Annotated in this window: 24 protein-coding genes; 21 read left to right on the top strand and 3 right to left on the bottom strand. The window is 57.3% G+C overall.

The window, feature by feature from the left end:
• The first annotated feature begins 69 nt into the window (after positions 1 to 69).
• The 8 genes from nifE (at position 70) to J4G43_RS45110 (ending at position 7,222) form a co-directional block, all read left to right on the top strand.
• The gene (gene nifE, locus J4G43_RS45145) at positions 70 to 1,716 is read left to right on the top strand and encodes a nitrogenase iron-molybdenum cofactor biosynthesis protein NifE (protein ID WP_208088703.1); all 1,647 of its coding nucleotides are present in this window, start codon (positions 70 to 72) and stop codon (positions 1,714 to 1,716) included.
• Between the two features lie 9 nt (positions 1,717 to 1,725).
• The gene (nifN, locus tag J4G43_RS45140) at positions 1,726 to 3,135 is read left to right on the top strand and encodes a nitrogenase iron-molybdenum cofactor biosynthesis protein NifN (RefSeq protein ID WP_011084555.1); all 1,410 of its coding nucleotides are present in this window, start codon (positions 1,726 to 1,728) and stop codon (positions 3,133 to 3,135) included.
• Positions 3,132 to 3,527 carry a nitrogen fixation protein NifX gene (gene nifX, locus J4G43_RS45135; protein ID WP_011084556.1) on the top strand — a complete coding sequence of 132 codons (396 nt, stop codon included), beginning with the start codon at positions 3,132 to 3,134 and terminating at the stop codon, positions 3,525 to 3,527. Before nifN ends, nifX begins: the two co-directional genes overlap by 4 nt.
• Before the next feature lie 6 nt (positions 3,528 to 3,533).
• Positions 3,534 to 3,998: a NifX-associated nitrogen fixation protein gene (locus tag J4G43_RS45130; protein ID WP_050995284.1), complete on the top strand. Its 465-nt coding sequence runs from the start codon at positions 3,534 to 3,536 to the stop codon at positions 3,996 to 3,998.
• 52 nt (positions 3,999 to 4,050) lie between these two features.
• Entirely contained in the window at positions 4,051 to 4,212 is a 162-nt protein-coding gene (locus J4G43_RS45125; protein WP_011084558.1) for a CCE_0567 family metalloprotein, read from the top strand.
• A 10-nt stretch (positions 4,213 to 4,222) separates the two neighbouring features.
• Positions 4,223 to 4,516 carry a ferredoxin III, nif-specific gene (gene fdxB / locus J4G43_RS45120; RefSeq protein ID WP_011084559.1) on the top strand — a complete coding sequence of 98 codons (294 nt, stop codon included), beginning with the start codon at positions 4,223 to 4,225 and terminating at the stop codon, positions 4,514 to 4,516.
• 892 nt (positions 4,517 to 5,408) lie between these two features.
• On the top strand, positions 5,409 to 6,242 hold the full coding sequence (locus tag J4G43_RS45115; RefSeq protein ID WP_225005515.1) for a host specificity protein: 834 nt from the start codon (positions 5,409 to 5,411) through the stop codon (positions 6,240 to 6,242).
• Positions 6,243 to 6,838: 596 nt separating this feature from the next.
• Positions 6,839 to 7,222: a Rieske (2Fe-2S) protein gene (locus J4G43_RS45110; protein ID WP_011084562.1), complete on the top strand. Its 384-nt coding sequence runs from the start codon at positions 6,839 to 6,841 to the stop codon at positions 7,220 to 7,222.
• 21 nt (positions 7,223 to 7,243) lie between these two features.
• Here the strand turns inward: J4G43_RS45110 and J4G43_RS45105 are convergent, their stop codons facing one another.
• The gene (locus J4G43_RS45105) at positions 7,244 to 7,834 is read right to left on the bottom strand and encodes a hypothetical protein (protein ID WP_014497969.1); all 591 of its coding nucleotides are present in this window, start codon (positions 7,832 to 7,834) and stop codon (positions 7,244 to 7,246) included.
• Between the two features lie 259 nt (positions 7,835 to 8,093).
• Here J4G43_RS45105 and J4G43_RS45100 point away from each other — a divergent pair, with 259 nt between their 5' ends.
• From J4G43_RS45100 to J4G43_RS45050, 10 genes are all read left to right on the top strand, one after another.
• Entirely contained in the window at positions 8,094 to 8,414 is a 321-nt protein-coding gene (locus J4G43_RS45100) for an iron-sulfur cluster assembly accessory protein (RefSeq protein WP_011084564.1), read from the top strand.
• A gap of 323 nt (positions 8,415 to 8,737) precedes the next feature.
• Positions 8,738 to 9,919, top strand: a complete 1,182-nt coding sequence (gene nifS, locus J4G43_RS45095) for a cysteine desulfurase NifS (protein WP_208088702.1) — start codon at positions 8,738 to 8,740, stop codon at positions 9,917 to 9,919.
• Complete coding sequence (gene nifT, locus J4G43_RS45090) at positions 9,916 to 10,140, top strand: putative nitrogen fixation protein NifT (protein WP_011084566.1); 225 nt, start codon at positions 9,916 to 9,918, stop codon at positions 10,138 to 10,140. The genes nifS and nifT overlap by 4 nt, the downstream gene beginning before the upstream one ends.
• Before the next feature lie 747 nt (positions 10,141 to 10,887).
• Entirely contained in the window at positions 10,888 to 12,387 is a 1,500-nt protein-coding gene (nifB, locus tag J4G43_RS45085) for a nitrogenase cofactor biosynthesis protein NifB (RefSeq protein ID WP_210387757.1), read from the top strand.
• Between the two features lie 10 nt (positions 12,388 to 12,397).
• Positions 12,398 to 12,622, top strand: coding sequence for a 4Fe-4S binding protein (locus J4G43_RS45080; RefSeq protein ID WP_011084569.1), 225 nt, complete (start codon positions 12,398 to 12,400; stop codon positions 12,620 to 12,622).
• Positions 12,623 to 12,872: 250 nt separating this feature from the next.
• Positions 12,873 to 13,187 carry a nitrogen fixation protein NifZ gene (locus J4G43_RS45075; protein ID WP_028153326.1) on the top strand — a complete coding sequence of 105 codons (315 nt, stop codon included), beginning with the start codon at positions 12,873 to 12,875 and terminating at the stop codon, positions 13,185 to 13,187.
• Positions 13,184 to 13,501 (top strand): hypothetical protein, encoded by a 318-nt coding sequence (locus tag J4G43_RS45070; protein ID WP_014497965.1) that lies wholly within the window; start codon positions 13,184 to 13,186, stop codon positions 13,499 to 13,501. The genes J4G43_RS45075 and J4G43_RS45070 overlap by 4 nt, the downstream gene beginning before the upstream one ends.
• Positions 13,440 to 13,799: a DUF3024 domain-containing protein gene (locus tag J4G43_RS45065; RefSeq protein ID WP_018647468.1), complete on the top strand. Its 360-nt coding sequence runs from the start codon at positions 13,440 to 13,442 to the stop codon at positions 13,797 to 13,799. The genes J4G43_RS45070 and J4G43_RS45065 overlap by 62 nt, the downstream gene beginning before the upstream one ends.
• A gap of 33 nt (positions 13,800 to 13,832) precedes the next feature.
• On the top strand, positions 13,833 to 14,177 hold the full coding sequence (locus J4G43_RS45060; RefSeq protein WP_011084572.1) for a hypothetical protein: 345 nt from the start codon (positions 13,833 to 13,835) through the stop codon (positions 14,175 to 14,177).
• A 719-nt stretch (positions 14,178 to 14,896) separates the two neighbouring features.
• The gene (locus tag J4G43_RS45050; protein WP_035679057.1) at positions 14,897 to 15,244 is read left to right on the top strand and encodes a (2Fe-2S) ferredoxin domain-containing protein; all 348 of its coding nucleotides are present in this window, start codon (positions 14,897 to 14,899) and stop codon (positions 15,242 to 15,244) included.
• Positions 15,245 to 15,650: 406 nt separating this feature from the next.
• Here J4G43_RS45050 and J4G43_RS45045 read toward each other — a convergent pair whose 3' ends face one another.
• Both J4G43_RS45045 and J4G43_RS45040 read right to left on the bottom strand, forming a co-directional pair.
• Positions 15,651 to 16,394 carry an OmpW/AlkL family protein gene (locus tag J4G43_RS45045; RefSeq protein ID WP_018647470.1) on the bottom strand — a complete coding sequence of 248 codons (744 nt, stop codon included), beginning with the start codon at positions 16,392 to 16,394 and terminating at the stop codon, positions 15,651 to 15,653.
• A 207-nt stretch (positions 16,395 to 16,601) separates the two neighbouring features.
• The gene (locus tag J4G43_RS45040; protein ID WP_011084576.1) at positions 16,602 to 17,027 is read right to left on the bottom strand and encodes an ArsC/Spx/MgsR family protein; all 426 of its coding nucleotides are present in this window, start codon (positions 17,025 to 17,027) and stop codon (positions 16,602 to 16,604) included.
• A 567-nt stretch (positions 17,028 to 17,594) separates the two neighbouring features.
• Between J4G43_RS45040 and nifH the strand changes: the two genes are divergently transcribed.
• The 3 genes from nifH (at position 17,595) to nifW (ending at position 20,397) form a co-directional block, all read left to right on the top strand.
• Positions 17,595 to 18,479, top strand: a complete 885-nt coding sequence (gene nifH, locus J4G43_RS45035; protein WP_011084578.1) for a nitrogenase iron protein — start codon at positions 17,595 to 17,597, stop codon at positions 18,477 to 18,479.
• Between the two features lie 103 nt (positions 18,480 to 18,582).
• A complete protein-coding gene (locus tag J4G43_RS45030) occupies positions 18,583 to 19,401 on the top strand; it encodes a nitrogen fixation protein NifQ (protein ID WP_225005509.1) in 819 nt (272 codons plus the stop codon).
• Between the two features lie 654 nt (positions 19,402 to 20,055).
• Positions 20,056 to 20,397, top strand: coding sequence for a nitrogenase stabilizing/protective protein NifW (gene nifW / locus J4G43_RS45025; protein WP_011084580.1), 342 nt, complete (start codon positions 20,056 to 20,058; stop codon positions 20,395 to 20,397).
• Positions 20,398 to 20,994 lie beyond the last annotated feature (597 nt).

The raw sequence follows: 20,994 nt of genomic DNA, 5'->3' as shown, positions 1-20,994 counted from the left end.
CCAGGACTGGACGATGGCACGAGCACATAATGGTTGAGTTTACAATTTGTTGCCCTGAGAGGAAGCAGGATGAGTTCACTGGCGGCCACGGTCCAGGATATCTTCGACGAGCCGGGCTGCGCCAAGAATGGCAGTAAGTCTGAGGCGGAACGCAGGAACGGCTGTACCAGACAGTTGCAGCCGGGTAGCGCTGCGGGTGGCTGTGCTTTCGACGGCGCGAAGGTTGCGCTGCAGCCGTTCACCGATGTCGCTCACTTGGTACATGGCCCGATCGCGTGCGAAGGTAATTCCTGGGACAATCGCGGCGCGGCGTCGTCCGGCTCGGATTTGTGGCGCACCGCTTTCACAACCGATTTGAGCGAAACCGATATTGTATTCGGAGGCGAGAAGCGGCTGTGCAAAGCGATCAAGGAGATCATCGACAAGTGCGATCCGCCCGCAATCTTCGTCTATCAAACCTGCATCCCGGCGATGATCGGCGATGACATCAATGCAGTCTGCAAGGCAGCGTCGCGAAGATTCTCAAAACCGGTGATCCCGATCAATTCTCCGGGCTTCGCCGGTTCGAAAAACCTCGGTAACAAGCTCGCGGGCGAAGCCTTGCTCGACTACGTGATCGGCACGCGAGAACCGGACTACACCACGCCGTACGACATCAATCTGATCGGAGAATACAACCTTTCAGGAGAGCTCTGGCAGGTGAAGCCATTGTTAGACGAGCTTGGAGTGCGAATTCTCTGCTGCATTTCGGGCGATGGCAAATACCGCGAAGTCGCTTCATCTCATCGCGCGCGGGCGGCAATGTTGGTGTGCTCAAAATCCATGATCAACGTGGCACGCAAGATGGAGCAACGTTACGGGATCCCATTCTTCGAGGGGTCGTTCTACGGTATTCAGGATTCAAGCGAATCGCTACGCCAGATCGCCCGCTTATTGGTTGAGCGCGGCGCCCCGGCAGATCTGCTCGGGCGCACCGAAGCGGTGATCGCGCGCGAGGAAGCGCGGGCGTGGGCTGCCATCCAGCCGTACAAGCCGCGACTCGAAGGCAAAAGGGCCTTGTTAATGACCGGCGGTGTCAAGTCATGGTCGGTCGTCTCGGCGCTCCAGGAAGCCGGGCTGGAATTAGTCGGAACCAGTGTGAAGAAATCGACCATGGAAGACAAGGAGCGCATCAAGGAGCTCATGGGGCAGGATGCCCACATGATCGACGACATGACTGCGCGCGAAATGTACAAGATGTTGAAGGACGCAGAAGCGGACATCATGCTATCGGGCGGCAAGTCGCAATTTGTCGCGCTGAAGGCGGCGGTGCCATGGGTCGATATCAACCAGGAGCGTTGCCACGCCTATATGGGCTATGCCGGAATAGTCAAGCTGGTGGAGGAGATCGATAATTCGCTCTCAAGCCCGATGTGGGAGCAGCTACGTCGGCCAGCGCCATGGGAGGCTTTGGCCAAAGCGCGGGAGCAGATGCAATCGTCCATGGCCGCGATCGCCGGCGATCCGGTCCTCGCCGAAACAGCGCGCCGCGCGAGGAATATCTGCGTGTGTAACAGGGTTGATCTGGGCACGATTGAGGACGCAATCTCCGTGCACGGCTTGAGGAGCGTCGCAGCGGTCCGAGAGCATACCAATGCGACCGGTGGCTGCTGTCAAGGACGCATCGAAGATATGTTGATGTCCGAGCCATCTGATATGCGACAGGCCGCAGAGTAGGGAGTCGCCATGGCCCTGGTCACGGCGCCGACAAAAGCCTGCGTTGTCAACCCGCTGAAGATGAGCCAGCCGATCGGCGGCGCATACGCCTTCATGGGGCTGCGCGGTGCGATGCCGCTTCTGCACGGCTCACAGGGGTGCACATCCTTCGGTCTCACGCTCTTTGTCCGGCACTTCAAAGAAGCAATACCGCTGCAGACCACCGCGATGAGCGAGGTCGCGACCGTACTCGGCGGATATGAAAATTTGGAGCAGGCGATACTTAACATCTCCAAGCGCGCTAAGCCGAAGATCATCGGAATCTGCTCGACCGGTGTCACCGAGACCAACGGCGACGATGTGGAAGCGTACCTCAAACTAATCCGGAGTGCGTATCCGCAACTCACAAAGTTGCCGCTCGTATATGTATCAACGCCTGATTTCAAGGGCGCGTTCCAGGATGGGTGGGAGAAGGCAGTTGCACGCATGGTGGAGGTGCTGGTGGACCGGCCAAGTGCCAATGGCCTGCGGGATCCCTCGAAGGTAAATGTTCTACCGGGGTGTCACCTGACGCCCGGCGACCTTGATGAACTCCGTGCCTTGCTGGAGGATTTCGGATTGTACCCCTCCTTTCTCCCTGACTTGGCGGGATCGCTCGACGGGCATATCCCCGATGAGTTTACGTCAACGACCATCGGCGGCATTGACGTCGACGAGATCGCGAGCATGGGGCGCGCAGGGTGGACCATTGCAATCGGTGCGCAGATGCAGCGCGCGGCTGAGGTCATGCAGACTAAAACCGGGGTGCCTTTTCGTGTGTTCGAGCGACTGTGTGGTCTTCATCCAAACGACGATTTCATGATGTTTTTGAGCGAGATTAGCGGGCGCCCGATACCCTCGAAATATCGACGCCAGCGCAGTCAGCTCGCCGATGCTATGTTGGACGCGCACTTCCATATTGGCGGCCGCAAAGTCGCGATCGGTGCCGAGCCAGACCTTCTGTTCGATTTATCCGGCATGCTGCACGATATGGGCGCGCAGGTGACCGTCGCCGTGACGACCACTCAGTCTGAGGTGATCGAGCGAATCAGGACCAAGGAGGTTCTCATTGGTGACCTCGAAGATCTGGAAGGATTTGCAAAAGAAAAGCATTGCGATCTGCTGATCACGCATTCGCATGGAAGGCAAGCGGCGGGGCGGCTGAAAGTGCCGTTCTATCGCGTAGGTTTTCCGATATTCGATCGGCTTGGCGCGGGCCACCAAGTATCCGTCGGCTATCGTGGTACCCGCAATGTGATCTTCCAAATCGCCAATCTCGTGATCGCGCATCGCGACGAGAACGACCGACCTACACCCGATAGGTGGCGGACCACGCCCGGACTGCCACAACACGTGGGGCATCGCCGCTCCACTGGCGCGCCTGAAAGGTCAATTGCATGAAGGTCGCTTTTGCCACTCAGGATCTGAGACGCGTCGATGCTCATTTTGGCTGGGCAAAGAATATTGCAATCTACGATGTCGCGCCCAGCGGGCATGTCTTTCTTAAAGCTATCGAGTTTGAGGGCGATCTTGAGGAGGACGGCAGTGGTGACAAGTTGGCGCCAAAGATCCAGGCGATCAAGGATTGCGCCATCCTATACGTCGCGGCCATTGGTGGTGCCGCGGCTGCGCGAGTGGTGGCCAGCAAAATTCATCCTATCAAGGTGAGCAAACCGGAAAGCATTCACGTGTTGCTGGAAAAGCTCGAGTCGGTGCTGAAGGGCACGCCACCTCCCTGGCTGCGCAAGGTCCTTGCAAAGGACCAACCGCGATCGTTTGAGTTCGACGAATGAGATGATATGACCGCAAAAATAGCGCAGCAGGGCAGCGTCGTCGACGCACCATTTCTAATCGAGTTAGTCAAGCTTTGGCGCGCCCAGGATACCAATGAAGCCTGGGAAGGGAAGAGCGACCTTGATCTGCTCGAACCCTATATCCTGAACAGGGAGAGACGACGCGCATTGCCGATCATCGGTGATCCCGATCCCAATACACTATGGCGGCTTGAGTTGTTCTTCAATGCGGTCGGCCTGTCAGTAGAGAGGGAGACCGGCATTATGGTTCAGCCGATCCTGAAGCTGCATCATGAAGGCTTCGGGCGCATAGTGCTCATCGCAGGGCGGTTGGTCGCCGTAAACAAGCAGCTGCGCGACGTGCATCGCTTCGGATTCGATAATTGCGTCAAGCTGGCTCAAGAGGGGGATAGATATGTCAGCGAGGGAATTGGCCTGATTCGGAAATTTCCAGACGTGGCTAACTATTGAGGATACTCACTCATGGGCGATCAGTGAAATACTGAAGGCCGAACTAAAGAAAGTGTCCGCCAAGGCGATACAGGCCAAGATGGATCTGCACGACCTTTCGGAAGAATTGCCCATCAACTGGACGTCGATTATGGCGGTGGCGCAGAAGGCGTACGATGTCTATGTCGAACTGGAGCGCAAGAGTCGCGAGCTAAAAGAGCTGGAAAATACTTGAAGGGCAATGCATGTCATTTGCAACGCGAGACGGCCGCGACTGGATGCCACAATACCTAGCCTCGATCGATGCCAAGAAGTGCATCGGCTGTGGCCGCTGTTTCAAGGTGTGCGGTCAAGATGTCATGACTTTGAAAGGCATCAACGAGGAGGGCGAACTCGTCAACCTTGACAATGACGCGGACGATGAAGTCGAAAAAAAGATTATGGTTCTGAACGATCAGGGCGCCTGCATCGGCTGCGGTGCGTGCGATAGGGTTTGCCCGGCCAGCTGCCAGACCCACGTCCCAGCCGCAGCTGCATGAGCGAAGGGGATCTATCTCCCGTTCGCCGCAGCGCGTGGAGGGAGGCCCCGCTGGATCAGGTCAATCCGCAACGGAGACTCGTGCCAGCCGGCCCGAATGGCCCGATTTTTTCCCTGAATGGCAAGACGGAACGAGCGGAGATGCGCATGGCCGAATGCTGCTCAGCCCCGAGGCAAGCCATACCGGCTGTCTGGCGCCTGCTTGCAAGTCTCGCTCGTATCGCAGGATCCGCGTTTTGTCGAAAAGCGACTTGGCCTTGGGCGGGCGATCATATTACCGTCGTGGTCGTCTAGTCGGTTTTCCGAATAGGCACTTCCTTCGGAGCCAGTCGTGCTCATCCTATCCTGTGGCCTTCGGTTGCGGGATCGGCAGGTGCGAAAGTCTGCCGCGGTCCACGGGTTTTACAATTGTCCGGCCGATCATAGCCGCCGATCGCGTTGAAGCGCATGTGATGGTGGCACCTGTGTCTTCGCGATTCTATCCTGGGACCGGATGGTGCTGCTCCGAATTGGATGACAGTGCAATAGCACGTGCCAGTCGCGGACGCCGCGACAAAAGCACCGGGCAGCAATTCTGCGCGCACGCCGCCGATCCTCGATAGACGGCTGCATTGGTCAATGGCAGCGACGACCGAAAGTAAAGGGCGGTGCTGCAGATCTGCGCCGTTGAACGTCACATTTTTGATGATCAAGCGCGGACAATATCGCACGCCATCAGCCTACGATTGCTGGCCAGCGGGTGCGTGACTCGCTTGCGGATTGCGCAGCCGCAGCCTCCGAGCGCCGGCAGATGCTTAGGTCAGGTTGTGGTCAGTTAGGTTGTATATTATGAACGCGAGCTTGCGCGGCATGAGCTCAATCGCGTGCAATGTTGCCGATAGGAGAGCGATCTGATGTATGGCAGAGTCGTTGGCTCATCCAGCCAATCCACAAGCGCTAATCAAGTTGATGAACCGGGAGATAGCCCCCGCTTTGCGGAAACACTTGCAGGTATGGAGCCAGGCGGGTCGTCATCTGAAACAAGGGCGTACTATCTGAATTCCGGTCCGCCCATTGTTGAGATCGACCAGCGTTCCTTCGATCGAGGGCTGCGGAGATTTTTGGGCCGCGACATCATGAACATCGCCATTAATCCGCAAGAGTACTCAGACTTCGTATCAAAGAAAGCTGAGCGGGCAGCAACGGTTGCTGGCAGCTATAGCGCCACTCACTATGATCCAGCCAGGCCCGTGCGCTTCTTCAGCTATCAATTGGGTGACGAAACAGTTGGCCTGTTGAGAGCAGGAGGTCCGGTTCGGATCAAGGGGGAGACCTTCCGGGAAAAGTTTGGGCGCAACGATCTCACGTCCGTGGTGGACCTTCGGGTCACTCATCCCCTGGTTGAGAACGCGGGCGATATTTTGCTTGAGCACCAGCTGAGAGAGGATGGTGATGATCCCTTGATCTTGTCAAAACCAGGCTTGCCCGGCATGGAACCCCGCCTAGCAGAAATGGGTTTTGTTCATGTGGGTCGAAATCACTGGGTGCTTGATCCTCACCAGCATCCCGAGGTGTGGACGAAGAATGAGAACGACCAGTGGCAGCGAGTAGGCAAGCCTACGAAGTACCTTAGTAAGGTGGAGGATGATGATGCCGCCGCTGAATCGACGGTCCAGGCGGACTATTCTGACGAAGATGATCCGTCAGTCTATTTGGAGCGCGTCCTCACGGGGCTAAGCATGGAGTAACGCAACGGCGACCCTGAGCCATTTTTCGAAAGCTGAGAGCAGTGATATCGACACTCAGTTTCGAAAGCGAATTGTTGCACGATGAGCCGTCACCTTGCTTGAAGTGCATGTTGCCGAACGCGCATGGAGTAAGGTGGCTGCAATAGCAACACCGAACCTGAAGTGATGGGCGTTTGACCGTTCAAAGCGCGGGCGCAACAGTCTTAGTTCAAAGGGGGCGCGCGCTCGCTGCGCGCGCCCTGCGCCGGCTGGAAGCGAGCACATGGCTCTTCTGCGAAGGCCGCGACGCCGTGAGACATACGCCATCGGAGGGCACCGTGGCCCCGCTATGCGGCGTGGCCATTAACGAGCAGCAGCGACATCCGCCGCGTTTGGCCGTCCGGCAAGCCCGGAGCGCGGAGCAGCAGTTCTGCGGCTAGCACGGAGGGAACGAGAAGGCTCAATGTTCCTTTGTCTGAAATATACGCCGCTGTGCAACGAGATCTGCTGAAATAGCCAAGTTTGCGCGTCGGATGACCAGACACGATTCGTTTCGGCGCTCGTACGGTTATTGCAGGGGCAATTGCACAGCGACATAAGTCTTGCAAGAGCAGCCTATGCAGCCAACTCTCGTCTATGCGATTTGCAGCTTTAACGACATTCCGAGCCGCCAGGCCATCGGATTTCATCTTATGGTCCTCGAAGATGACGGCAATCACCGGCCGTGGCCCATCATTGTGGTGCGATGGGGCAAGAAGGTGCTTGGCTATGTCAATAAATGCCCGCACCACAGCGTCAATTTGGACTGGGAGCAGAACGAATTCCTCGATCCAAACGGTATCCGGCTGATGTGCGGCAAGCACGGTTCGACCTTCGAACTCGGCACCGGGCGGTGCGTCGAAGGTCCATGTCAAGGTAGAGCGCTTACGCCGATCGCGTTGGTAGTTGTGGATGGCGACATCTGCGCCGTCGGTGTGCATCTCGCGGAGGACGATGCATGAGCCAACAACTGAAGACCGCCCTCAGACCGGGCGGTTCTCGTTGCGGTTTTTCACAGCCTCCATCCTCTTTAGTCCGTCGTCATACGAGATTTCCTCATAGGATAGATCGAGATCCCTTGTGGCATCGAGGAGGTAATCAAGCTTGCCGGCCGGATCGAGCTTCTTGATGTCGTCCTTGTTCAGCCCGACCAAGTCCATCATCTCCTTCCAAACCGTGGATTCATCGCAGGGTAAGACGTGGAAGTTAATATCGCCGAGCTTAACTCGATACTTCGCCAGCAAATCGATGTTGTTGCAGAAAATGAAATAGCTGCCGATTGGGCTCAAGGCACCGTCGAGGACGGTCGCGACGTCAACAAGATACGCGAAGGAATGTAGGTAGCCGGCCAGCACGGGGATAGTGCGTTCTCCGTTTTGGGCGATCGTCAGAACCTGCTCAATGGAATAGTCTGGCGGTCGTTTCTCGTCCGCGACCTGAGTCTGGAACTTTAGTGCGACGTCGCCGCGAAAGCCGAACCGGCCCGGCTTGGTGGTCGCGCCTTTGAATACGGCGTTGAGAAGGCGGCTCTCCTTCTCAAGTCTGCCGAGTGCAGTGTTCTCGATAGCGGTCATTAAATCTGTCCTTGATCTATGCTCTTCACCGACGCGTTGTCGGAGCCAGATGCGATGCAAATTGCCTGCCGTCGCCTGCGTGGCGGCGTTCAGTGAAGCTCGGAAAGAAAACGCGCCGGTGGCTGGCACCGCCTTACGTGCCTTGTCAGGAACCCGACATCCGTTGCCAGCCAAGGGGCGCGGAAATGAGCATCATCAGGCGTCTGCGCGCTGGCACGTGACTTGCTCTTAGCTGGGCCTAAGCTGACGAGGCAAAGACGTGATCAACCTGACCGATAGCGCAGTCAATGCAATCAAGAGCGCGATTTCATCTTCGGAGCGGCGGGCGGGTGGTCTGCGCGTCATGATCGAAGCAGGCGGCTGCAATGGATTCAAATACAAGATGGGCATCGCCGATGAGCCAAAGCCTGACGACACCGTGATCGACTGCGATGGGCTCAAGGTGTTTGTCGATAGCAAGAGCCGAGAGCATCTGGCCGGCACAACCATCGATTTCGTGCTGGCACCGGAGAGCTCTGGCTTTACCTTTCATAACCCGAACGCGGCCACCAACTGCTCCTGTGGAAAATCATTCGGCTGATGGAAACATTGATCAGGCGATAAGGAAAGGGCAATGAACCACACCGGCCGAACCAGACCGACTGAAGAACTCGTCGATCCCCACGATGCGAGAGGGTCCCGTTCGCTGCGCGAACGAAGAGATCGGACCCAATCGCCAAGCCGAAGCTGGCGCCTGTTAGCTGATCGGCACGATAGCAGCATGCTCTTGGCGCGGCTCGACAATGCTGGCAAGCCGTACAAGCTTCCGAGCGTGAGTCTAGAAGGGATTCAGGGGCACCTGGTAGGTAAGATCGGAGGTTTGGATCGCCTGGTCCTCGTTGTTGCTGCAGGCGGGGTGGTGCAGTGAGCGAGAATCGAGCGCCGATTTACCTCGATAACAATGCAACGACGCGAACTGATCCATCCGTCGTGCAAACCATGTTGCCTTTCTTCACTGAGCAATTCGGCAATGCCTCGTCCGCGCATGCCTTTGGCAACGAGGTCGCAATTGCGGTGAGGCAGGCACGGAGAAGCTTGAGCGGCCTGCTAGGTAGTGCATACGATCACGAAATCGTCTTCACCTCGGGAGGGACCGAAGCCAATAATGCCGCAATCCTCTCGGCACTTGCAACCCAGGAAGGTCGAGACGAGGTTGTCACCACTTCGGTTGAGCACTCCGCCGTACTTGCGCTAACGGAGCAATTGGCGGCAAGGGGAGTCAAGACGCGCATTATTGCCGTAGATGCTTGCGGCCGGCTCGACATCGAGGCGTTTCGCTGCGCGCTTGGGCCACGCACAGCGATTGCCTCGGTTATGTGGGCCAATAACGAGACCGGAACGATATTTCCCGTGAAGTGTCTGGCCGGGTGGACCCGTGAGGCGGGAGCGCTATTTCACACAGATGCGGTGCAGGCCATTGGTAAAGTACGCTTAAACCTAAAGGACAGCACGATCGACATGCTTTCACTATCCGCGCACAAACTGCACGGCCCGAAGGGGGTAGGTGCGTTATATTTGCGTAAAGGGACAAAATTCCAGCCGCTGATCTGCGGCGGATCACAGGAACGAGGGCGGCGCGCTGGGACCGAGAATATTCCCGGAATCGTCGGACTAGGAAAAGCTGCCGAACTTGCGGCGGAGCGGCTTGAACCCGAGCGCATCCGCATTGGCGCGTTACGTGACCGCCTTGAGCAGGGAATTTTGCGCAATGGCGAGTGCGTTGTGCTTGGCGACATTCGCAATCGTTTGGCGAATACGACTAATATTGCCTTCGACCATCTCGAAGGTGAAGCGATTGCCCACCGTCTTAACCGGGCGGGCATCGCCGTATCGCTCGGGTCAGCCTGCAGGTCGGGCTCAATGCAGCCATCGCATGTTCTGCGTGCCATGCAGGTGCCTGCGTGGCGGATGCACGGCGCCGTGCGCTTTTCTCTTTCGCGCGAAACCTCCCTCGCCGAAGTCGATGAGGCCGTGTGCGCTGTGTCAGATATCGTGACTCGCATGCGCGCCAGCTCCCGCGCCACGGTCAGGGAGCAGACCTCGTGAAAATCATGATCCGCCGCTCTCCGGACACGGGCTTGTCAATCTACGTGCCAAAAAAGGATATCGAAGAGTCAATCGTGGCCTCCGAGTACGAGACCCTATGGGGCGGCTGGATCAAAGTCGCTAACGGTTGGGTGCTCGATTTGCCCGAGATGGCGAGCGACACACGGTTACCGATCACAATCGACGCGAAGAAGCGGGATGAGAGCGGCGACGATCCATGAAGCGCTCACGGAGATGAGCGCTGTCGATGCGGCGGATGCAAAGGTTACTCTCGCGGACCTTGGCGCCCGCCCTGGGGACCGAGATCATTGTCGTCTCTCTCGTCCTGGCATCAGGGAATTGAAAATGCGATGTGCTGAGCACAGCAGATGCATCGGTCGGCTTATTCGCCGGTAAGTCGGCGCTGTCTCGGGGCTTTGGGGGTCGACTGGCTGCGGCGCAGCATATCAAGATCAGCAAACGTCGGCCCGCCGCGACGGCATTGATGAGGCGGGGTTTACTCAGCCAGTCGGGACAAGGCGATTGCACCATCATCTTTGGCCCTCATTGCTGCCTGTCATATTCGGACGCGTGTTGCCCTAGTATTGGCCTTATGATGTCCGGCTTCCCCAGTTCGGATCGGGCCAATTGAGAGCGGCAGCGCGCGAAAGCCCGTTCAGATGAGCTGGATCGGGGCGAGCCCCGCGAGAGTGAAAAGCACACGAGATGGAGCCCCGAGTGAGAATGGCGACGCATCTGTCGCTTTGCCAACAAGCTCATCATTGCTGTCTTGCAAGTGCCAACGCTATCGCTGCGCCTACTCGGTGTACTGTGGTTGCATTCGCATCATCCTCGCCACGGCATGCAAGTTGCTAATCTTCCTGAAGCGCGCTCTAGGATGATCTGTGGGCGTCGATGCTTGCAGGGGAGTGATCTCGGTCGTGGAGCGCGGAAAATATATCAAAGCAGCGGTCAATAGCGGGAAGATCATGCAGTCCATAACCGAGCATAAGGGCTGCCGCGCTTCGGCGAAGACCGGGCGGGCGAGCTGCGGCTCGCAGGCCGGCCGAGGCGATCTGCCGGTCGAAATCTGGGAAAGGGTGAAAAACCATCCCTGTTACAGCGAGGATGCGCACCATCATTACGCTCGCATGCATGTCGCGGTCGCACCTGCCTGCAATATCCAGTGCAATTACTGCAACCGAAAATACGACTGCGCCAATGAATCGCGTCCGGGTGTGGTGAGCGAGAAGCTCACCCCTGAGCAGGCAGTGAGAAAAGTGATCGCGGTCGCGACGACCATTCCGCAGATGACGGTACTTGGCATCGCTGGTCCCGGCGATGCCCTGGCCAATCCAGCAAAGACGTTCAAAACGCTCGCGTTGGTCACCGAGGCTGCTCCTGACATCAAGCTGTGTCTGTCAACCAACGGACTAGCGCTGCCAGACTATGTCGATACCATCGTGAGGGCCAAAGTTGACCACGTCACCATCACCATCAACATGGTCGATCCTGAAATCGGAGCCAAGATTTATCCATGGATCTTCTTCAACCACAAGCGATACACCGGCATCGAGGCGGCAAGGATACTCACCAATCGCCAGCTTCAAGGGCTCGAGATGCTTAGCGAACGGGGCATTTTGTGCAAGATCAACTCGGTGATGATCCCCAATATCAATGATGACCACCTGGTCGAGGTCAACAAGGCGGTCACGTCGCGCGGTGCCTTCCTTCACAATATCATGCCGCTGATCTCCGTACCCGAGCACGGAACAGCATTTGGCCTCAACGGTCAGCGCGGTCCGACGGCTCAAGAATTGAAGACGCTGCAAGATGCTTGCGAAGGGAAGATAAACATGATGCGGCATTGCCGGCAGTGCCGCGCTGATGCGGTCGGTCTACTCGGCGAGGATCGCAGCGCGGAGTTCACCAGTGATCAGGTGATGAAAATGGACGTCCATTATGACCTGGAGATGCGCAAGGCTTATCAAAAAAGGGTAGAGAATGAGCGCGTCTCCAAAGTCGCGGCCGGTCAAAAGGAGTTGGCGGGAGTCTCCGGAGAGATGAGCGCGATCACTGTTCTAGTAGCCGTCGCAACTAAGGGCTCGGGATTGATCAACGAGCACTTTGGACATGCAAATGAATTCCAACTGTACGAGCTCTCCACATCCGGCGCCAAGTTCGTCGGGCTACGTCGTGTGGAGGGTTACTGCCAGGCCGGCTATGGCGAGGAAGATAGGCTATCCGTGATCATGCGCGACATCCGTGACTGCCACGCGGTCTTCGTGGCTAAGATCGGCGGCTGCCCCAAGAGCGGCCTGATCAAGGCTGGGATCGAGCCGGTCGATCAATTCGCCTATGAGTACATTGAGAAGTCGACGATCGCTTGGTTCAGGGCCTATGTCGGCAAAGTAAAGCGCGGGGAGATCCAGCATGTGCAGCGCGGCGTGCCCCCGCGTTGGCCTGGAGATCGGATCTCTGCGGCGTAAGGAGGAATATGTGCCATTCAAAATCATCGCCTCGCAGTGCACGAGCTGCTCAGCTTGCGAGCCTTTATGCCCGAACGTTGCTATTTCGGAGAAGGGGGGAAACTTTGTCATTGAAGCGGCGAAATGCAGCGAATGCGTGGGGCATTTTGACGAACCGCAATGTGCCGCTGCCTGTCCGGTCGACAACACCTGCGTGGTTGACAGGGCCTTGCCTCGCTACCAGGCGCCCGTCTGAAGTGTGGAGCCTGACCGGCAATGCAATCGCTGGTGCTGAACACGTCCCAAACGTCGCGCTGCGAACTGGCGGCTCCGCAGGCGCCGGCGTCTGCTCTTACGGACGGTGGCCGCTCTGGATTCCTGCGATGGGGCTGTTGCTGGCGGGCAGCACAGCCTGGCGACATTTCGGCGCTCGAGGGCGCCTCGTGATGCGGAGCAGAGTGTCCCCTCGGCGTGCCCCCGCGCCGTCGGTGCATGAGGAGCGAAATATGAACAGAATTCTCCGGGATAGCGACGCCGTCGAGCTAAGCGACCCACCCGCCTTCAGCTTTGGCCAAAAGCTTCGCGCCAATCGCGTCATCCGGAATGATGGCACCTATCCCGGCAAGGAGATCGGAGACGTCTTGGTCAAGAAGGGGGAGGTGGGCTACGTCGTCTCGATCGGCACGTTCTTGCAGCAATTCTACATCTACGGCGTGGAATTTTTGGAAAGCGGCTACCGCGTTGGCATGAAACGCAAGGAACTTGAGCCAGTGGATGCAGGCGAGGAGGTCGATGATTTGCCACTACCGGAGGAGTCATGACTCAGCGAGGTTTTCCAAAATATTGGTGGGGCCAGCGGGGTAAGCCGACAGCCGACCTGATCAAGCACCGCTCATCGGTCGATACGGAGACGGACGGAGCTTCGCTCGCCGCCAGGCCGAGCCGCCAGACCGTCATCGATACTCTCAACAACAAAGCGCATGAGCCTATCTTTATCGTTGATTTTGGTGAGGAGCTGCTCATCTGCTGGAGTTCAAGAGAACATCAAAAGGCATTGAAGGGAGGCTTTCATCATGAATTCCGCACTGATGAGGAAAGTAAAACCGGGGTTGGCGCGTCATCCCAACGAGCTTGATCGCAAACGGATCGAACGCGGCTTGAGCGCGCGGAAGCGCTATCTCTACGTCTCGCCAAACGTGACGCCCGTGTGGGGCGGCTACTGCATCGAGAGTCCCTGCTGCTCGCGCAATATCGACAAGGATGGCGCGCTCGTCGATGTCGCGCTGATCCTTTATGATGGCGTGACCGGGATCTGGAAGCTGTTTCGCAAAAATCATGCGGGGGGAGTCTGGGAATTTTACAGCCTCTATCATCGCTTGATCCCTGCAATCGACGAATTGAATGCGGATCCTGAGCGCCTGTTCTGGCAATGAAGGACCACCGTCCCCGAGGATAGAAGAACGACGATGGCGATCACGACCGAGGAATTGATCGAGATCGAACGGCTGCTTGCTGCCGATAGCGACGGCATGGGTCCCTTTGTCCAGCTGCGCCGCGGGCGGGGCGTGATGCGTGAGTTCGACACTCAACGCGGGCGACCGGGATCGCATTGGCCAAAGGAATGTTGGGCCGTGAGCAATGAGCCGGCCGAATACGGCGCAGTGCTGTGCAAGCCTACCGATGATGTCTTGGAGTGGTGTCGCATGGTCGAGCAGTGCTACGACGCGCATCTGCAATCACGTGAAGGAGTCCCGCTAAGATATTCGAAATCGACCACATTACAGTCGAGCTTGTCGGGTGTCAGCTCGTGATCGTAAGCGGCCAAAATAAGGAATCGGTATGAGCTTGCAACAAATCATCATCCACGTCCGCTTCGCCCCGAATGGGCGGGTGATACAAATCGACCAGCGTCCAGGGAAGCTCACTCCGAACGGGTGGTTCGATGTCCTCAACACCCGTGCCAGCTCGGCTTATCAGCCGCTCGCTCGTGGCCGCGGGGTATTCCGGTTGAGCCGAACTGCTGTCGATACCTTAAAGCAGGAAACGGCGGGGCCGGGTTGAGCGAACCGGTAACCGCGATTTGATGAGTGAACAGATCGAGGGCGACGCCGTCTCTCCGGCCGACATTATTGTTCTGAGCGAGGCCATGGGCATTCAATCGCTGATAGCGGCGAGAACGTCGGCATTGCCGCAACTTCCCTCAATTGTGAGGCGCGCTATGACGCATTTGGTGTGCAACTTGCTCTTCGAGAAATTTGATCGGGGGGATTGTTGCATGAATGAGAGGTCTCGATGCCGGGAGAAGAGGTTGTCATTGATCAGCAGGCGACCTTCGGACGTGAAGGTGCCTATCGCTCATCTCAGCGACGACAGCGAGTAAGGCGCCCGACCATTCCGACTGCCTTCGCAAGCGGGAGTTGGTGTCAGCAGGTGTCCATGCGCCAATGGACGGTCATCGTTGGACATTGCGGGCGGCTATGCGCTCACATCTCATCCCGACAGCTAAAATTCACTATCAGAGGATAGGCGCGTGAACTCAGAAAAAGAATTTCATCTCCCTCAACTCTATAGGCACCATGTCTTTGCGTGCAACACGCAGCGTCCGCCAAACCATCCCCACGGCAGTTGTGGCGCCTCCGGCGCGCAAGCTCTGTGGGATCGAATGGGCAAGGCGATCGAAGCGCAAGGCCTCGACGATATTGGCTTCGCGACTGCGGGCTGCCTTGGCTTTTGTAACTCTGGTCCTTTGCTGGTTGTCTATCCCGACGGAGTCTGGTATCGCGCGACCACGCCTGAGGATGTCGACGAGATCGTCATATCCCACCTCAAGCACGGCAAACGTGTCGACCGGCTTGTGATAGTGCTCAAGCGAAGCTAGAGGCGTCGCTTGGCGGCCGCTTGCCGGGTTAGCTAGCATGGTCGGCTCGACGTTGGGGGGGCGGATCGTCTGAGATTAACCGGGCACTTCGCGGCCAAGATTAGGCTGTCAGCGGCGTATCGCCTTCTTATCAGGCAAATGGGAAAATGGCTTCGGTCTTAAGCGTGGCGAAACAGACGTATGATCATATTCTGAGTCGACGTTTGTGTAATGTTACTCACGTGCTGCGCGATTCGTAACTTGCAGCGCGAGCAACGCCAGCGGTTCCCTCTCTTGCGAGCTGACGCGTCGATGGCGCGTCAGCCGGCTTTCCGTGTCAGTCCGGCGAGAGTAGGAGACGAGCTCGATGATCCTGCTGGGATCCGAGTTTATCAAACGGCCTCTCCACTCTGGCTCTGCTCTAACGTCAGAACTTGTAAGCGACGCCGCCGCTGACGAGCCATGGATCAATATGGGCGCGGCCCGTAACGGCAATCGCATTGTTTAAGGTGGCCGAGTACTCCGGCCGCAGCCACAGCTTTTTAACGTCAAAGTTGAGGCCCCAGTGGCGATCGAGCATGTAATCGAAACCGAATTGGACTGCCGCGCCGAATTGGTTTTTGATGTTTAGATCCGTGACGGAAAGCCCGGCGAGCGAAGTATTGGCTGCCGATTGGTTGAAGAATACAGTGTAGTTGATGCCCGCGCCGACATAGGGCTTAAGCGGCCCAAAATCGGTGAAGTGATATTGCAGGGTCAGTGTAGGAGGCAAGAGCCAGGCTTTGCCGATATCGAGCCCTGTGAGCGCGCCATTGCCGCTGACGTGATGGCTGGTCACGCCGAGAATGAGTTCGGCGGCTAAGTTAGCTGTGAAGAAATAGGTGATGTCGAGCTCTGGTATAGCTTGATCGCTGATCGAAAGCCCAGAGTTGGGTGATGACAGCAACGGCGTCCCTGGAACGTTGACAGAACTGCCTGCGGTATCCGGCAAAACGCCAAGCACGCGCAGGCGGATCATCCACGGGTTGCGGGGTTCAATAGGGGGAGCTTTATAGTAGACCGGCGCCGGACCCAGATCAGCACCACGTACCGAGTTGCTGGCCAACGAGGTCGCTAGCGCGAAGACCGATACAGTTGCCAGGACTGTTCTTGCTCTCATCGAATTCTCCATTCCAAAAGTCGCGCGAGAAGCCGCGCAAGGTCTCTCACACATAAGGAACGGCGAAAGATTTGATACCAATCAAATATGGGAGCGATCGTGCCGCTCAGTTGCATCAGGATCACAGCTGCGAAACACGTTTTGCTAAAGGAAATACTCGCGCCAAGCAAGCCGCAAGTCGAGAACGTCATTCTTCTGGTGTGATCGTCCGGAACAGGCTCATTCGCTTGATCCCATCTTCGGGCAGCGCGTGCGAGTTGCTTGGTGCAGGCATCCCTGGAGATGCTCCTGCGTCTGGTGGCCAAGCAGCGACAGCGCGGGCTCGCGATCGAGCCCGGCACATCGTATTCCGTCTAAGTCGATCAACGGTCGTCGTATCAGGAGTGGATCACTCACCATCAATGCGAGTGCGCTCGCCGCGTCGATAGAATCGAGATTGACTTCGCCCGACTTGACACGAGGCGCGGCTCGGTTGAACCAGGAGCCGACGGGCATATTGCGAAAGAAGCTGCGCAATTCGTCCGCATGCCATGGCTCCTTCAAGATGTCCTGGACGACCACGTCATGACCGGCGGACTTTAGCGCTTGAATCTGACGCGCGTTCGTGGCGCAGCCGGGCTTCTGATAAAAGATGATTGTAGCCACGGCGTACCTATGTAGGCGTGCTATGCTGGGCGAATAGCACAGGGCTGCTGCTTCCCGGGAGCCATTCGAAGTTCTTGACAGTCAACGTCAATATCAGCGCATGGTGCGCCCTCAGCGAATTTGCAAAGCCGCTGGCCCGTCTCATTTTGACTCCGTCCGGCATCTTTACTCCTCACATGGCTGAGCTTGCGCGAGCGGGAGCAAGTTCTGTTCCACAATGGCGGCATCGGCTAAGTCAGCCTATTTGGCTGTTGGCGTTCATGTTTGCGATTGTTTGTTCGTTGTCTGACAGCCGGGCAGATCTTGTCAGATCCAAAACAGCCTACGATCACGCGCCGGCTGGTTGCTTTTGGAAACGTAATCAGAAGCTTAAGGTGCCGGGTTAGACCTTGGCACGGCTGTTGCTGATAAGCGGCAGCAACACTGAGTGAGGGCTGAGTGCACGCCGACGTGTAAGGCGAGCGATGCGCTCCTTCCCTTGAACCCGTGTGCCCCCGCTTCTGCGAGGGAAGCAAAGCTCGCAAAAGAAGCGCGCAACGTTTGGCAAATCGGTTGATGGAGAGCAGCATGGCTTCACTAAGACAAATCGCCTTCTACGGGAAGGGCGGAATCGGCAAGTCCACCACTTCGCAGAACACGCTAGCGGCGCTGGCAGAGATGGGTCAGAAGATCCTGATTGTAGGGTGCGATCCGAAAGCGGACTCGACTCGCCTTATTCTGCACGCCAAGGCTCAAGACACGATTTTGAGTCTTGCCGCGAGCGCCGGCAGCGTGGAGGATCTAGAGCTCGAGGACGTAATGAAGGTTGGCTACCAGGACATTCGCTGCGTTGAGTCCGGTGGCCCTGAGCCAGGTGTCGGCTGCGCCGGCCGCGGTGTCATCACCTCGATCAATTTTCTTGAAGAGAACGGAGCCTACGAGAACATTGACTATGTTTCTTACGATGTGCTTGGCGACGTTGTTTGCGGTGGCTTTGCGATGCCAATCCGCGAAAACAAGGCGCAGGAGATCTACATCGTGATGTCTGGTGAAATGATGGCAATGTATGCCGCAAACAATATTTCCAAGGGGATCCTGAAATACGCGAACTCAGGTGGGGTGCGGTTGGGCGGCCTGATCTGCAACGAGCGGCAGACCGACAAGGAATTGGAACTGGCGGAAGCGTTGGCCAAGAAGCTTGGCACTCAACTGATCTACTTCGTGCCGCGTGACAATGTGGTGCAGCATGCAGAGCTGCGTCGCATGACGGTGCTTGAATATGCACCCGATTCCAAGCAGGCTGATCACTATCGGAAACTAGCGGCCAAGGTTCACAATAATGGCGGCAAGGGCATCATCCCGACCCCGATCTCAATGGATGAGCTCGAGGACATGCTGATGGAGCATGGCATTATAAAGGCCGTGGATGAATCAATCATCGGCAAAACCGCCGCCGAACTCGCAGCCTCGTAAAGGCCGCGAGTCGCCGCCTTGCGAAGGCGAGCGACAGATGCCGGTCTCCCTCACCCCCCTTCCCGGGGGGGGGGCATACTGACGATCGGCCGCGAAAACCAGAGTGCGCCGTGACGAACCACGCATTGTGAAAAACCGCAGAGTTATGTCCGAGTCGCACGTCCTTCCGTTCACGACTGCCTGTGCTGCTGACGCCAATAGCCAGTTGCACAAGGGAATTTCAACCTACCGGCTGCTCACCGGTGAACATCCTGCAAATGCCGATATCGCCATCGACAGCAATCTCGATCGCCATGCCCTGGCGTCTATCCTGGCGGCTGCCACGATGGATGGTGGCTGTCTGTCTGAGAAAGTTGGCCTGTCCGGCGTTGAATTGGCGGTCTTACTGGAGCAGCACTTTCTCCCAACCGGGATCAGGGCCCCGGAGCAGGCCGCGCCCTTCAAGCGGGAAGAGGATGAGGAGATCGCAATGCTTCGCGATCTGTTGCTCAAGCATCGCTCGACGGAAGGGGATATCGGCCGGTGGCTGGCTGCGATGATCGCGCGCCGCGCCATGGAGCCGGACCATCTTTGGGAAGCTCTCGGCTTGCGTGATCGTGGCGAACTCTCGCTCGTGATGAGCCGGCATTTCGCGCCGCTCGCCGCGAGCAATGTCAACAATATGCGTTGGAAGCGCTTCTTCTACCGCATGCTTTGCGAGGACGAAGGCCTTGCGATGTGCACGACACCCGTGTGCAATCAATGTAACGAATTCAACATCTGTTTCGGTGAAGAAAGCGGTGAGAGCCGGATGGCCGAGCGTCGGCGCGATTTGCTGTTGCAGGCCGCAGCATGGCCGGCTGTGTCCAGCGGCCGGGCATCTGAAACGCCAGGAGAGACCGCAGTCGCATCGTTATCCGAAAAGGCTTCACCGCATTTGTAGGCCGCAGGTCGGAGGAGGGCGCGGATCACCAACTTGGATGCGAGCGGACGGCCGTGTGGTTAAGGCGGCAAGATCGAGTGCTAGGCTACAGTTCACCCGTGTTGGTGCGCCGCAACGGACCTGTCGCACCAAAGGGCAACGCGTTCGGCCTCATAGCGCTGTCGCATTTGCCACGATGCATTTGCTGAACAAGGTCATAAAGAGAAGCGTGACTTCTTGCACTAGGTCGGCCGTTAGGATCACAAAGACTGCGGCGGTAACGGCGGGCGCGGTCAACAAAAACATCGCGTCCGCGCAATTATCGAAGCAGATCTTCCGCTTACCATGATGGAGTGCCGCACGGACCCGGGAAAGAGGCGCCGACGCGAGGGTCGACGCAAGGGTGTCGATGAAATATGTGGTCCCTTGCCACAATATCCATGCCGTCTTCGGGCTGTGTAGTCATCAGGAGCTAACGATGGAAAAGGTCAACCAAGTGTTAGGATATACCGGGCCCGCGAACTTCAGGTGTCAGTCATGAGAAGTCTTTCCGCGCCGTCACCGAGTTCTCATCAGATTGAGCGCAACCGCAAAACCCGCGGGCGCGTTGTCGTTACTGTTTCGGATCCGCTCAATGTGGGCGCTCACCAGAGCTAAACCGAAGGAGAATATTCGATGATCAGCTCATCCCCAGCAACCGGTATTCTAGATCGACTCGGCAAGGCCTCATCGGCAGAGGAGTTTTTTTCGCTGCTTGGCGTCGAGTACGACCCTAAGATCGTGAATGTCGCGCGCCTTCACATTTTGAAGCGCATGGGACAATACCTCGCACAGGAGAAATTTGCTGGTGCCGCAGAGCCGGAAATCAGAACTCGATGCAAGGCGATGCTGGAACGGGCATATGGAGATTTCGTGGCATCGTCACCGATCGACGAGCGAGTGTTCAAGGTTTTGAAGGATGCCGTCTCAGACTCCAAGAAGGCTGCGGCCTTCGTTCCTTTGAGCGAGTTGAAGTGACCTAGCGTTCCACTGTAAGCGAAGTCTGTCCGGCGGACGCCGAGGCGCTCCGTTAATGCGGCTTTCTATTTATCGCGGCAAGTCTCTTAGTCATGGCCCGGCCAACGGCTGTCGTATTCCCGACCCATGTCCGGATTATTCGTGACCAGGTATCAGCAGCTGTTTGATGTGTGGCGCAAGCCAATACGTCCCACTGACTTCAATCGTCTTTGCAACTGGTACGACACTTGCTGTTGTCCTGCTGATCTGATCATCGATGCCGACAGATGGTGGCGCCCGCGGTGAGTTTGAAGGAGGACCCATGATGCTGCTTACATTGCCTGCCGAGCCCCCCTGCGGCATCATATCGAGGCCTACGATGCCGTCAGGTCTGTTCGCAACGGTCTTTGACGCGGTCGCAGTTTCGTAGTGACGGTGAGATGGTAGTCAATAATAGGTGTCCCCTTCGCGCGGCTCTTGCGGCGGCTATGCACAGTAGCGTCCGCATCAAATCGGCCCCCGATCCCGCTCAAATGTGTCTGCATCTCATCGCAGATAGAAACTGCGCTACGAAAAGTGGTGCCCTCCTCCCACACGGAGTGCCAGCGCTGGAGGCTC

Origin of the sequence: Bradyrhizobium barranii subsp. barranii, assembly GCF_017565645.3 — a bacterium.
Taxonomy (GTDB): domain Bacteria; phylum Pseudomonadota; class Alphaproteobacteria; order Rhizobiales; family Xanthobacteraceae; genus Bradyrhizobium; species Bradyrhizobium barranii.
The sequence above is the reverse complement of the archived record's forward strand: the minus strand, read 5'-3'. Positions and strand labels throughout refer to the sequence as shown.

Excerpts from the sequence above, each read along its gene's own strand:
- nifE (WP_208088703.1), top strand. The coding sequence starts at position 70 with ATGAGTTCACTGGCGGCCACGGTCCAGGATATCTTCGACGAGCCGGGC.
- nifN (WP_011084555.1), top strand. The coding sequence starts at position 1,726 with ATGGCCCTGGTCACGGCGCCGACAAAAGCCTGCGTTGTCAACCCGCTG.
- nifX (WP_011084556.1), top strand. The coding sequence starts at position 3,132 with ATGAAGGTCGCTTTTGCCACTCAGGATCTGAGACGCGTCGATGCTCAT.
- J4G43_RS45130 (WP_050995284.1), top strand. The coding sequence starts at position 3,534 with ATGACCGCAAAAATAGCGCAGCAGGGCAGCGTCGTCGACGCACCATTT.
- fdxB (WP_011084559.1), top strand. The coding sequence starts at position 4,223 with ATGTCATTTGCAACGCGAGACGGCCGCGACTGGATGCCACAATACCTA.
- J4G43_RS45115 (WP_225005515.1), top strand. The coding sequence starts at position 5,409 with ATGTATGGCAGAGTCGTTGGCTCATCCAGCCAATCCACAAGCGCTAAT.
- J4G43_RS45110 (WP_011084562.1), top strand. The coding sequence starts at position 6,839 with ATGCAGCCAACTCTCGTCTATGCGATTTGCAGCTTTAACGACATTCCG.
- J4G43_RS45105 (WP_014497969.1), bottom strand. The coding sequence starts at position 7,834 with ATGACCGCTATCGAGAACACTGCACTCGGCAGACTTGAGAAGGAGAGC.
- nifB (WP_210387757.1), top strand. The coding sequence starts at position 10,888 with ATGCAGTCCATAACCGAGCATAAGGGCTGCCGCGCTTCGGCGAAGACC.
- J4G43_RS45075 (WP_028153326.1), top strand. The coding sequence starts at position 12,873 with ATGAACAGAATTCTCCGGGATAGCGACGCCGTCGAGCTAAGCGACCCA.
- J4G43_RS45070 (WP_014497965.1), top strand. The coding sequence starts at position 13,184 with ATGACTCAGCGAGGTTTTCCAAAATATTGGTGGGGCCAGCGGGGTAAG.
- J4G43_RS45065 (WP_018647468.1), top strand. The coding sequence starts at position 13,440 with ATGAATTCCGCACTGATGAGGAAAGTAAAACCGGGGTTGGCGCGTCAT.
- J4G43_RS45060 (WP_011084572.1), top strand. The coding sequence starts at position 13,833 with ATGGCGATCACGACCGAGGAATTGATCGAGATCGAACGGCTGCTTGCT.
- J4G43_RS45045 (WP_018647470.1), bottom strand. The coding sequence starts at position 16,394 with ATGGAGAATTCGATGAGAGCAAGAACAGTCCTGGCAACTGTATCGGTC.
- nifH (WP_011084578.1), top strand. The coding sequence starts at position 17,595 with ATGGCTTCACTAAGACAAATCGCCTTCTACGGGAAGGGCGGAATCGGC.
- nifW (WP_011084580.1), top strand. The coding sequence starts at position 20,056 with ATGATCAGCTCATCCCCAGCAACCGGTATTCTAGATCGACTCGGCAAG.